We start from the raw sequence: 12,148 nt of genomic DNA on the forward strand, positions 1-12,148 counted from the left end.
TCGTTGCATGTGTATTGACATTGATCCGTGGACCCACGATCGTCCAGGGCGAACCGCATCGAATCCGCAACCTTCAGAGCCCGCCAGGCGAGGATGCTCTATGCTCAGAGATGGCGTAGTCGATGACGTCAACGGACAGTCAAACACTGGCAAGCCCCCGGCACAGCATGACGTATTCAGCCTTCGCGAGGGCGAGACTGGAATACTGGGGCGGCTGCGCGCGCCGAACCTACGCGACGAAAGCCCCATCGACAGGGGCTATCGATACCTCCGTCGCGCCTTCGACATCGACCGCTGCTACCAGGCCACGCTGAGCCGGACACCGGATTTCATGTCGCGCACCGAGATGCCGGAGGAGGCCTTCAGCTCCGCGATCATCTTGGACCTCTTGATGGCCAGCAGGCTGAGCTCGAGGATAAAGAGCCGGATCACGGAGTACCTCGGCGAGTACCACGAGCACGGCGTCTTCTCGTACTTCATGGACACGAGCCTGCTCCCGCGCGACGTGGACGTCACGGGGCTCGCGCTGTCGGTCCTGATCAAGCTCGGCGTCGTTCCCATGGACGTCGCGCACTCGGCAGCCTCGAAGGTGCTGCAGAACGTGAACGACACCGGGGTCATTCACGTCTACTTGCCCCCGAGGGGCGAGCGGGAGGGGCGCTACAGGATCGACCCGGTCCCCTGCGCCAACGCGCTGTACCTGGCCTACCTCTTGGGGAGGGAGGGCGAGGCGCGGCCCACGGAGGAGTACCTGATCGGCTCTCTGAGCCCGGAGAACGCCGCGCGTCCGAGCGCCTACTACTACTACCTGACGCCGGACGGGCTCCTCTACTGGGCGTCGAGGTTGCTGGAGTTCGAGACGTTCAGGCAGAGGTATGCGCACCTCATCGAGGACGTGCTGAGGGCGCGCATCGGGAGCAGCGATGTCCCCCTGGAGCTCGCGTACAGGGTCATCGCGGCCAACCGCCTGCGCATCGACGACACGTCCGAGCGAGAGGCGCTGCGAGCGGCACAAAACGCCGACGGCTCATGGCCGGCCTCACCCATGTACAAGCTGGGCCGCTCCGACGTCTACGTCGGCTCGGAGGCGCTGGTCACCGCCTTTGCGCTGAGAGCGCTGGACGACCAGTGAACAGGGTCACGCGGCCGGCGGGCTCGACGGAGCGTCGTGAAGGGGAGAGCGAGATGAACGAGCGAGTGGGCTTCGGGGCGATCCAGAGGTCGGGGAGGGTCGAGGGCTTCGGCGAGCGCCTGAGGGGCATCGATCTCGACTTTCCGGGGTTCGAGAGGGTCAGGATCCCGGACCTCCTGCTGCCGGTGGAGCACAGGGTCAGCGAGCATCTGGAGCAGATACGGTCTCCGTACATCGACTGGGTCGTGAGCGCGAGGCTCGTCGAGCCAGGGACGCGCGGCCATGACGTCCTGATGCGCATGAAGCTGGACGACTGCTCTGCGCTGATCTATCCGGACCACCCCAGGGAGCTCGTCCTGTATGGGGCGATATCGCTGGCCTTGTTCTTCGCGATCGACGACGTCGTCGACGACGTGAACGCCGACCCATCGAAGAAGCTCGCCTACATCAGGAGGGTCGGGCAGATCGCCAGCGGAGACCCGCCGACGGCGCAGGACGATCACATCGTGAGGGCATGGCGCCGGTGGTTCGAGGAGCTCGAGGCGTTCGCCTCGCCGCCGGTCTTCAAGGCGTTCACCGCGGCGCTGCGGTTCCACCTCGGGGCGCTGAAAGCCCAGACGCTGAAGGACCAGAGCGCCGTCCTGTCGCCCACGACCCACCTGATGCGGAGGCGGGACAACACCGGCAGCAGCTACTTCATGCCGCTCGCGGCGATCTTCCTGGAGCGCGAGCACGGGCTGAGCATGCAGGAGGTGCTGGAGGAGCAATACATCAAGTGCATCACCGATCTCGTGGCCCTCGTCATCGTGATCCACAACGAGCTCCTCGGCCTCTACAAGGACATGAGGAGCGGCGAGGCCAACCTGATCGGGCTCCTTCGGCGCGAGCACGGCATCGGGCTGCAGAGCGCCTGCGATCTGGCGGGCAAGCTCGCCGATGACATGGTGAAGTCGATGGTCCAGATGGAGAGGGATCTGCCCGCGCTCATCGACGGTTACGAGGGGAAGGCGGAGGCGATCACGCGGTACGTCCGCACGGGGTACTCGCTCATCCGCGGCGTCTTCGATTGGTGCATGATCACCCGCCGGTACTACGACGAGAGATATTTCTCGATGTGACACGCACGTCCGCCCTCCGCCGCCGTCAGGACCCCGGCGAGGGAGAGGGCAAGTGAAGAGGAGGAGGGGAAGGTGGAGTTGAACACCGTGCTCGATTCCGCGTCATCTTCGGCCAGCCAAGCGCCCGGTCTCCCGCGCACGCCGCCCCTCGTGGGGGGCGGGCTCCCGCTGCTCGGGTCGCTCCCGGCGCTGCTCAGCCAGCAAGCCGAGCTCTTTCTGAGGGCCCGCGCGCGATACGGGGATGTGTACAGGATGCGGCTCGGTCCCGTGAGCGTGACCGTCGTGAATCACCCGAGGCATGTCCAGCATGTCTTCCGGGACTCCAGCGCCAAGTACGGGAAAGGCGGCGCCCTGTGGGACTCGGTCAGGACCCTGCTGGGCAACGGCCTCGGCGTGAGCGAAGGGGACTACTGGCTACGCCAGCGCCGCATGATGCAGCGGCACTTTCACCGGGAGCAGATCGACGAGCTCGTCTCCCTCATGGTCGATGCCATCGATGAAGAGCTCGCGGTCTGGGACGCCGCCGCGGAGGCGGGATCGCCGCTCAGCGCGATGCGCGCCTTCAGCCCGGTCGTGATGAAGATGATCGTGAGGGCGCTGTTCGGAGGCGACATCTGCCGCGAGGAGGTCGAGGTCATCGCCGCCAGCGGGACGTTCGCGTTCGGCCACGTCTTCCGCGGCATCATCGCGCAGGGGCTGCCTGCCTGGGTTCCTGTCCCCGGGGGGCGTCGCTACCAGCGCGCGCTCCGCGACATGGATGCGGTGCTGTTCAAGATCATCGAGCGCGGCCAGCGACACCCCCAGCCCGCCGGAGCGAGCAAGAGCCTGCTCGCGAGCCTGATCGGCACGGTCGATCCCGAGACCGGCCAGCGGATGACCGCTGGCCAGCTCCGCGACGAGGCCTTGACCTTGCTCTTGGCTGGTTACGAGTCGAGCGCGCTCGCTCTCTCGTGGAGCCTGCAGCTCCTGTTGCGCGAGCCCGCCGCGCTCGCGGAGCTACGCGCCGAGGTCGACGCCGTGATCGGCGGGAGCCGGCCGAACGCCTCCCACCTCTACCAGCTGCACTATACCCGCATGGTATTCCAGGAGGCGTTGCGCATGTACCCGCCGATCTGGTGGCTGGCGCGGGTCGCCCTCGTCGATGACGAGATCGACGGGTTTCATATCCCGGCGGGCACCTTCGTCCTCGCCGCGACGTACGCCATCCATCGTCATCCGGAGTTCTGGGAAGATCCCGAGCGCTTCGATCCGGGGCGCTTCACGCCGGAGCGCACGGCGTCGCGTCACAAGCTGGCCTGGATTCCGTTCGGGACCGGCCAGCGCCAGTGCATCGGCAGAGATTTCGCGCTGGTGGAAGGGCAGCTCGTCCTGGCGCGCCTCGTCCAGCGCTACACGCTCGCCGCCGCCCAGCCGGACCGCCCTGCCGTGCCTTCCCTGTCGATGACGCTGCGTATGAAGAAAGAGATGTCGTTCCGGGTGAAGCGGCGCGGCCCGGGCCGAGAGGGGGCGCGGCCGGGAGTCTGATCCATCTCCTCAGCCCGTCCCGAGAGCTCCACGGGTCACGGCGTGCTCACCGAGGACACGCCTCGGGGAGAGAGGCCAGGCGTCCCCTGGAGGAGCGGGTGGATCTGGCCACGCGCTCCAGGGATGGAAGACGCGAGATGGAGGACGAAAGAGCGGGGCAGCCTCGGATTCCCTGGACGCGACCCGGGCCAGCGTGGCGCGCGGGTTGCTCTCCTCCTGGCGAGGGGCAGACCGCGCGGGAGGGGGCCAGTCATGCGGAGATGTGTTCGCGATGCGGTGGTCGTCATCACCGGGGCGTCCTCGGGGATCGGCAGGGCAGCGGCGATCGCGTTCGCGCGGCGGGGCGCCCGGGTGGTGCTGGCCGCGCGGAACGAGCGGGCGCTCGAGGAGGTCGCCGCGGAGTGCGCCAGCGTCGGCGCCCAGGCGCTCGCCGTCCCCACCGACGTGCGGGACGAGTGCGCCGTCCGGGGCCTCGCCCGCGCCGCGATCGCGGCGTTCGGAAGGATCGACGTCTGGGTGAACAACGCCGCGGTGTTCCTCTACGCGCGCGCGGACGAGGCGCCCTACGACGCGTACCGCCAGGTCATCGAGGCCAACCTGTTCGGCTATGTGCACGGGGCGCGGGCCGTCCTGCCCTATTTCCGCACGCAGGGCTCCGGTGTGCTCATCAACAACGTCTCTGCCCTCGGCAAGCTCGGCGCGCCGACGATGAGCGCCTACGTGATCTCCAAATTCGGGATCATGGGGCTCGCTTTCTGCCTGCGACAGGAGCTCTCCAGCACGCCGGATATCCACGTCTGCAACATCCTGCCGTCGGCCATCGATACCCCGATCTACCAGCACGCCGGCAATTTCACAGGCCGCGCGGTCCAGCCGCTCCGGCCGGTGCTCTCCCCCGGGCGCGTCGCGGCGGCGATGATCTCCCTGGCCGAGCGCCCCAGGCGCGAGGTGTACGTCGGCGCCGCAGGCCGCGTCGCCGCCGCGGCGCTCGCCGTCGCGCCGGGCCTCACGGAGCGGTGGATCGCGGCGTACGTCATGGCGACAGGCTTCCTCGACCGCGCCGCGCCGCACACCGACGGAAACCTCTTCGTCCCCATGAAGATCTGGACCGGCGTGACAGGCGGGTGGCAAACGACCTCCGAGCTCACGGCGCTCCTCGACCGGGCGCGGGCAGCCGCCCGGTTCGCGCTCGGCGTCCCCGCCGCGGCCGCGGCGCGCCTCTGGCCACGATGACCCGATAGCCAGGCGCCTCCCGTACGCAGGACACCCGCCGTCCTGACGCGCCGCCGCCCCCAGGTTGTCTCCCAACCTCGGGGATTCTGTGACCTGTTCTCCACCCATCACCGGCATGCTCCGCGCCGGAAACAGATCAATCACGGCAAGGAGGCGCATCGATGAGCCGTTATGTGGCGCGCACGCTCCGGAGCGACGACTTTTCGACTCTGATGGAAATGGAGGCGGCGCTCTTCGGGAACGCCGGAGAAGGGGAGCTCGGACGGTATTACATCCGTCTCTGCTGCGACTTCTTCAAGGACTCCTGCTTCCTCGTCGAGGCCGCGGGCAAGCCGGCGGGATACCTGCTCTCCTTCGCGCGCGGCAAGGAGGTCTACTGCACGACGCTCGCCGTCCTGCCGGCGTATCAGGGGTCCCGGGCGACGCACACGCTGCTCCGGGCGTTCGTCGGGTCGATCCTCGGATGGGCGGAGTCGTGCTGGTTCACCGTCGAGGAGGACAACCACGCCGCCCGGGCGCTCCACGCCATGCTCGGCGCGAAGGAGATCGAGGTCCGCCCCGATTTCTACGGCACCGGGCACCCGCGCATCATCTCGCGCATCGATCGCGACGCGTTCCTCTCGCTCCGGGCCCGCTTCGAGCGGGTGGGGCTCGTCGACCGTCCGGCCGACGCGGCGGCGACGCGGCCTTCGGACGGCGGCGGCATGGCCGCGGTGGCCTGAGGCGGACCGACCATGACGACCACCGCTCCGCTGGACGACGGCCGCCGCCTCGGCGCGGCGGGCGATGCGCCATGGACCGAGGCGCGCTTCGTCGCCAGCCGGGTCTCGGGCGTGATGGGCCTCGCGCTCGACACCCTGATCCGGACGAGCTTCCTGCCCGAGCTGCCCGCCCTGCGCCACCGCGAGAGGGCGCGCCTCCTGCACCGGACCGCGCGGGATCTCTGCGCGCTGCACACGTTGCGCGTCCGCGTGACCGGCTCGCTGCCCGCGCCGCCGTTCGTGGTCGTGGCGAACCACGTGAGTTACATCGACCCGATCCTCATCGCCTCGCTCACCCCCTGCACCGCCATCGCGAAGCAGGAGATCGGCGGCTGGCCTGTGCTCGGCGGGCGCGCGCGCGAGCTCGGCGTGCTGCTCGTCGACAGGCAGCGCCCGGAGAGCGGGGCGCGCGTGCTCCGGTGCGCGCTCCGCGCCCTGCGCCACGGCGTCCCGGTGCTGAATTTCCCGGAGGGCTCCACCACGCGCGGAGAGCGGGTCCTCCCGTTCCGGAAAGGCATCTTCGGCGTCGCCCGGATCGCGGGCGTCCCCATCGTGCCCGCGGCCATCACCTACGACGCCCAGGAGCTCTGCTGGGCCGGCGACGACACCTTCCTTCCCCACTTCCTTCGCTTCTCCAGCCGCCGCGCGTCGGGCGCCTCCATCACCCTCGGCCCGCCCCTCGGCGACCACGGCGGCGCGGCCGAGCTCGCGGAGCGCGCCCGCGCCGTGATCGTGGACCTCTTGAGCCTCTAGGAGATCGCATGTCCCAGCAACGCGCAGCCGCCTACCTGCGGCACGGGCAGACTCCCTTCTTCCGCCTCCCGACCGCCGACTTCGACGGGGCCGGCGCCTCGGCCTACGCCGGCGCCGACGCCGTGCTCCTCGGCGTGCCGTGGGACGGCAGCGTCACGTACCGCCCGGGCGCCCGGTTCGCGCCCTACGAGCTGCGCCGCGTGAGCGCGCTCGTGCAGTCCTATCACCCCGGCCACGACCTCGATGTGTTCCGCGCGCTCCGCGTGCTCGACGGCGGCAACGTGGCCTTTCCTCCCTTTCACGCCGACTCCGTGCGCGAGCTGATCCAGGCCGCGGTCGACGAGGTGCTGTCGGCCGGGGCGGTCCCGTTCGTCGTCGGCGGCGACCACGCGATCGCGCTCCCCGTGCTCCGCGCGCTCGCGCGGCGCCACGGCCCCGTCGCCGTCGTCCACGTGGACGCCCACCTCGACACCAGCACCTCGGACGTGTGGGGCGAGCCGTTCCACCACGGCACGCCGTTCCGCAACGCCGTCGAGGAGGGGCTCATCGCGCGGGACGCGCTGCACCAGATCGGCATCCGCGCGACGTGGGGCCACCCGGAGGAGGGCGCGTTCGCGGCCCGCGCCGGGGCCACGCGGTACGACATGGACCGGATCGACCGCGAGGGCACGCCCGCCATCGCCGCCGCCATCGCCGCCGCCGTCGGCGACGCGCCGGTCTATCTCTCGTTCGACATCGACGGCATCGACCCGGCGTTCGCCCCGGGCACGGGCACGCCCGTCCCCGGCGGGCTCACCGCGCGCGAGGCGATCCAGCTCCTCCGCGGCCTCGCGGGCATCCGTCTGGTGGGCATGGACCTCGTCGAGGTGTGCCCTGCGCTCGACCACGCCGACATCACCCTTCACCTCGGCGCGCATCTCCTGTTCGAGGGCCTCGCCCTCGCCGCGATTCACCGGCAGGCCAGCCGGAGCGGCGGCCGACGGCCCACGTGACCTGACGCGCCGGCTCCGCCGCGCCGCGCGGGGCGGTGGGGCGGCTCAACCTGCTGGCGCGCCCCGCCATTCCGGTGTCACATCAGAGACACCGGAATGGCACGACCGCTCGACCTCCCTGGCCGCTATGCCGAGCTCCCGCAGCTCGAGGCCGCGTGGACGCACCTCGCGCGGGTCCACGGAGGGCGGGTGATGACGGTCGGGACGTCCGCCAGCGGGGCCCCGTTGCGGCGCTATGACTTCGGCAATCCGCGCGGCCCGACGTTCCTGCTGACGTCGCTCCTGCACGGGGTCGAGGTGATCGGCGGGCTCGCGCTGCTCGACGCGGTGCGCTCCGTCCTGGAGCGCGGGCGCGCGGGCGCGGCGGCGCGCGCGCGGCTCGTGGTGGTGCCGGTGGTCAACCCCGATGCGTTCGCGGAGAACCTCGAGCGCCTCCGCGGCGAGCGGCCGGCCGCGCGGCGGTGCAATGCTCGCGGCGTGGATCTGAACCGGAACTTCGCGCCGCTCTCCTCGGCGCGGCCGCTGCACCCGTTCGCGGGCTCGCGGCGCCGCTGGTCGCCGCATTACACCGGCCCGCACGCGTTCTCGGAGCCCGAGTCGCGCGCCCTGCGCGACGTCGCGCTGGAGACGAGGCCGGCGCTCGCGCTCGGCTTCCATAGCTGCGGCAACCTCCTGCTCTATCCGTGGGCGCACACGGGCGCGCCCAACCCGCGCGCGCCGCTGTACCAGGCGCTCGGCGACGCCTTCTGCCGCGCGCTGCCGCGCGAGCCCTACGCGGTCCGGCAGGCGGCGCACTGGTATCCGACCGTGGGAGACATGGACGACTGGCTCGACGCCAACCTGGGCACGCTCGCGTTCACGGTGGAGGTCAGCCGTCCGTCCCGCTCCCTCCGCGACCTCCGCCGGCTGCTCAACCCGTTCTGGTGGCTGAACCCGTGGGAGGCCGACGAGGCGATCGGCAATGTCGTCCCCGGCGTGGGGGCGCTCCTCGGCGCTGCGCTCGACCGCGGCGTGGGCAACGCGGCCCCGCTGCCCGGCGCCGAGCCGGCCGAGCCGTTCGCTGACGCCGCGGAGTAGGGCCTCGCGGCGCCGCGCGCCGGGTCGATCGCGGCGCCACGCGGACCTTCGCGGTGCCCGCTGCGGCGCACCGACCCCTGCCGCCGCCCCGCGCTGGCGGGGGCGCGAGCGCCGTCGAATAGTGTCAGCCGCGCCCCCGGCATCCACTATCCTTCCGGGCGTGGACGCCGCCTCGCCCCGCCTGCCGACGACCGTCAAGGTCAGCGCGCGCGCGACGGACAGGCCGGCCCGCGTGGACGAGTCGGATATCTGGCAGCACGCGCCGGACGAGATCGTGGACGGCAAGTACCGGCTGGTCCGCCCGCTCGGGCGCGGGGGCATGGCGGAGGTCTGGCTCGCGGTCCACGTCAACCTGAAGACCGAGCTCGCCATCAAGTTCCTCAGCCTCGCGCTGACCGGCGACGCGGAGCGGACCCGGACCGTGCTGGAGAGGTTCCGGTTCGAGGCGCAGATCTCGGCCCGCCTGGGCGCGCGCACGCGGCACATCGTCGCCGTGCACGACGCGGGGGTTCACGAGGACCTCCCGTACCTCGTGATGGAGTACGTGCGGGGCCGGACGCTGCTCGCCGAGGTGACCGAGACGGGGCCCATCGACCCGCAGCGCTTCGCGGGCGTGCTCGATCAGATCGCGGACGCGCTCACCGTCGCGCACGAGATGGGCATCGTGCACCGCGACCTGAAGCCATCGAACGTGATGCTGCTCGACGAGCCCGGCGAGGCGCTCTCGGTGAAGGTCGCGGACTTCGGCATCGCCAAGGCGCTGCACGGCGATCTCGGCCTCGACCGCCCCATGGAGACGTCGGCCGACGTCATGCTGGGGTCGCCCAACTACATGAGCCCGGAGCAGCTCGCGTCGCCGCTCTCGGTCGACGTGCGGGCCGACATCTGGGCGCTCGGCGTGCTGGCGTACGAGGTGCTGACGGACTGGACGCCGTTCCAGGGCAACACCATCGCCGAGCTCATCGTGGCGGTCAGCACCCGCGATTTCGAGCCCGCCACGAACGTCCGGCGGTCGCTCCCCCGGGGGCTCGACGGCTGGTTCGCGCGGGCGCTCGCGAAGGAGCCCGCGCGGCGGTTCGCCTCGGTCGGGGAGATGGTCCGGGCCTATCACGCCGCGATCGAGGCGGCGCCTCCCCCACCGCCGCGGCGGCAGACCGCGGCGCTCGCCGCCGTGGCGCTGGCGAGCGTGGGCACGGTCGTGGGCGCCGCCGCGCTCGCGTGGCGCCTGCTCGACCCGCCGCGCGTGGCCCAGGCGGTGAGGCCGCTGTCCCCCGCCGTGCGCGGCGCCCTCCCGGACGCCACGCCGCGCCTGCGGCCGCCGCCCGCGCCGCCCGCCCCGGCGGCCCCGTCCACGCCGCCCGCGGCGGCGACGCCGGCGGAGGCGCCCTCCCCTGCGCCCGAGGCCGCGGCCGCGCGGCCGCGCGGGGCCAGGCCCGAGCCCCCCCGGGCCGCTCCCCGCGCCACGGCGACGGCCGCGCCTGCGGCGCCGCCCCTGCCCGCCGCGCCCCGCCGCCGCAAGGAGATCGACAAGAGTGAGATTCTTTGAGCGACAGCTCGTCACGCTCTGCGGCGCCGCCTTGCTCGCGGCGGCGCCGGCGCCGGCGTTCGCCGCGGGCGCCGAGGAGGACGCGAAGACGCTGTTCGCCCGGGGGCGCGAGCTGCGGCGCGCCGGCCAGTGCGAGCAGGCGGTCATCGCCTTCCGGCGCGCGCTGGAGATCTACCCCGAGGGGCTCGGCGCGCTGCGGAACATCGCCGAGTGCGAGGAGGAGCTGGGCCTCTACGCCTCCGCGCGGCGCGACTGGTGGGATCTCCGGCGCGCCGCGCTCCAGTCGAACGAGGCGAAGTACGCTGGGTGGAGCGAGGACGCGGAGGGCCGTTACCGCGCGCTCAACGAGAAGGTCGGGACGTTGACCGTCCATGTGCGCGGCGGCGACGGCAGGGCCGAGGTCCGCGTGGTGCTGGACGGCAAGCCCATGGATCCGAGGCTCCTCGGCGTCGAGCTGGAGCGCGATCTCGGCCAGCACACGATCGAGCTGTTCTACGGCGGCGCCGCGCCGATCACGGAGCGCGTCGACCTCCAGGCCGGCATGCGCCGGGTCGTGACGCTGGCCGTCCCCGCGCCGCCGCCTTCGCGCGACGCGCTCGGGGCGCGCGATCCGCTCGCCGCCGCCCCGCCGGACGCCTCCAGCGGCGTCCGCACGGCCGGCTTCGTCGCGCTCGGCGTCGGCGGCGCCGGCGCGATCGCGACCGTCGTGGCCGTGGCCGTGCGCGCGGGCGCGCTGTCCGCGGTCGAGGACGGGTGCTCGCGCGCCGGGGGCGCCTACGTGTGCCCGCCGGAGCTCCAGGGGGAGTACGACACGGGCAGGACGGCCTCGACGCTCGCGAGCGTCTTCGCCGGCGTCGGGCTCGTCGGGCTCGGCACCGGCGTCACCCTGCTCTTGCTGAGCCCTTCCGGGGAGGCGACGGCGCCGACTTCGGTCGGCGAGCCGACGGCGGCGGCGCTCTCGCTGTCGGCCTGGCCAGGCGGCGTGGGCTCGCGCCTGCTCGTGAGGTTCTGACGCCCGGCACCGGCGCGGGCCTTGCCTGGTGCGGACGTGAGCAGAGGCTGACGCCTGCGCGCGCACAGGATCCCGAGCGTCCGGGCCGCGCTCCGGACGAGGCCGCGGTCCGCGCCGCGCCGGGGCAGCGCTCTGCGGCGGGGGCCCCATCGCCTCCCGCGAGCGAGCGGACGCAGTGTCCGGAGGAGGGGTGTCATGTCGATGATCGAACCGGTCTCTGAGGTGCCGTCGGCGCCCGAGCGAGCCCAGGTCGAGGCGCGCGCCGGCGCCGGAAAGACGAAGCGCTGGCTCGCCACGCTCGGCGGCAGCGCGCTCCTGGCGTACGGCCTCGCGCGCCGCAGCGTGCCCGGCCTGCTCCTGGCGTTCGCGGGCGGCGCGCTGATCCAGCGCGGCGTCTCCGGCCGCAGGCCCGCGCGCGCGTCCGGGGGCCCGCTCGCGCCGCGCGCGCCGCTGCTCCGCGCCGGCCAGCGCGCCGCCCGGCTCCTGGGCGCGCGCCCGCCCGCGGCGACGCGCGTCTCGCGGGGCGTGACCATCGCCCGGCCCGCCGACGAGCTCTACCGCTTCTTTCGCGATTTCGAGAACCTGCCGCGCTTCATGGAGCACCTCACGCGCGTCGAGGTCATCGACGACAGGCGCTCCCGGTGGACGGCGCGGGCGCCCGGCGGCGGATCGGTGTCCTGGCGGGCCGAGATCCTCGAGGATCGGGAGAACGAGCTCATCGCCTGGCGCTCCCGCGAGCCCGCGGACATCGAGAACGCCGGCGCTGTCCGGTTCACGCCCGCGCCGGGCGGCCGCGGCACCGAGGTCCACGTGACGCTCGACTACGGCGCGCCGGCCGGCGCGCTCGGCCGCGTGGTCGCCAAGGTCTTCGGCGAGGAGCCGGATCAGCAGCTCGGCGACGACCTCCGCCGGTTCAAGCAGCTCATGGAGGCGGGCGAGATCCCCACGATCGAGGGGCAGCCCAGCGGCCGGAGGGCCGCGCTCCTCGGGGGGTGAGGCG

At 72.4% G+C, this 12,148-nt stretch carries 11 protein-coding genes; all 11 read left to right on the plus strand.

Features of this window, described 5'->3' with window-relative positions; translation table 11 throughout:
- Positions 1 to 100: 100 nt before the first annotated feature.
- The 11 genes from WMF31_RS36315 (at position 101) to WMF31_RS36365 (ending at position 12,144) form a co-directional block, all read left to right on the plus strand.
- The gene (locus WMF31_RS36315) at positions 101 to 1,132 is read left to right on the plus strand and encodes a hypothetical protein (protein WP_436606337.1); all 1,032 of its coding nucleotides are present in this window, start codon (positions 101 to 103) and stop codon (positions 1,130 to 1,132) included.
- Positions 1,133 to 1,185: 53 nt separating this feature from the next.
- Entirely contained in the window at positions 1,186 to 2,250 is a 1,065-nt protein-coding gene (locus WMF31_RS36320; RefSeq protein ID WP_436606338.1) for a terpene synthase family protein, read from the plus strand.
- Positions 2,251 to 2,322: 72 nt separating this feature from the next.
- Positions 2,323 to 3,774 carry a cytochrome P450 gene (locus WMF31_RS36325; RefSeq protein WP_436606339.1) on the plus strand — a complete coding sequence of 484 codons (1,452 nt, stop codon included), beginning with the start codon at positions 2,323 to 2,325 and terminating at the stop codon, positions 3,772 to 3,774.
- A 252-nt stretch (positions 3,775 to 4,026) separates the two neighbouring features.
- Complete coding sequence (locus WMF31_RS36330; RefSeq protein ID WP_436606340.1) at positions 4,027 to 5,007, plus strand: SDR family oxidoreductase; 981 nt, start codon at positions 4,027 to 4,029, stop codon at positions 5,005 to 5,007.
- A gap of 161 nt (positions 5,008 to 5,168) precedes the next feature.
- Positions 5,169 to 5,729, plus strand: coding sequence for a GNAT family N-acetyltransferase (locus tag WMF31_RS36335; RefSeq protein ID WP_129344191.1), 561 nt, complete (start codon positions 5,169 to 5,171; stop codon positions 5,727 to 5,729).
- A gap of 12 nt (positions 5,730 to 5,741) precedes the next feature.
- Positions 5,742 to 6,521 (plus strand): lysophospholipid acyltransferase family protein, encoded by a 780-nt coding sequence (locus WMF31_RS36340; RefSeq protein ID WP_129344189.1) that lies wholly within the window; start codon positions 5,742 to 5,744, stop codon positions 6,519 to 6,521.
- An 8-nt stretch (positions 6,522 to 6,529) separates the two neighbouring features.
- On the plus strand, positions 6,530 to 7,513 hold the full coding sequence (gene speB / locus WMF31_RS36345; RefSeq protein WP_436606341.1) for an agmatinase: 984 nt from the start codon (positions 6,530 to 6,532) through the stop codon (positions 7,511 to 7,513).
- Between the two features lie 96 nt (positions 7,514 to 7,609).
- Positions 7,610 to 8,590 carry a M14 family metallopeptidase gene (locus WMF31_RS36350; protein WP_436606342.1) on the plus strand — a complete coding sequence of 327 codons (981 nt, stop codon included), beginning with the start codon at positions 7,610 to 7,612 and terminating at the stop codon, positions 8,588 to 8,590.
- 160 nt (positions 8,591 to 8,750) lie between these two features.
- Entirely contained in the window at positions 8,751 to 10,136 is a 1,386-nt protein-coding gene (locus WMF31_RS36355; RefSeq protein ID WP_436606343.1) for a serine/threonine-protein kinase, read from the plus strand.
- Positions 10,123 to 11,148, plus strand: coding sequence for a tetratricopeptide repeat protein (locus tag WMF31_RS36360; RefSeq protein WP_436606344.1), 1,026 nt, complete (start codon positions 10,123 to 10,125; stop codon positions 11,146 to 11,148). The genes WMF31_RS36355 and WMF31_RS36360 overlap by 14 nt, the downstream gene beginning before the upstream one ends.
- Before the next feature lie 195 nt (positions 11,149 to 11,343).
- Complete coding sequence (locus tag WMF31_RS36365; RefSeq protein ID WP_436606345.1) at positions 11,344 to 12,144, plus strand: SRPBCC family protein; 801 nt, start codon at positions 11,344 to 11,346, stop codon at positions 12,142 to 12,144.
- Positions 12,145 to 12,148: the final 4 nt, after the last annotated feature.

The organism is Sorangium sp. So ce1036 (assembly GCF_051369805.1).
Taxonomy (GTDB): Bacteria; Myxococcota_A; Polyangia; order Polyangiales; family Polyangiaceae; genus Sorangium; species Sorangium cellulosum_F.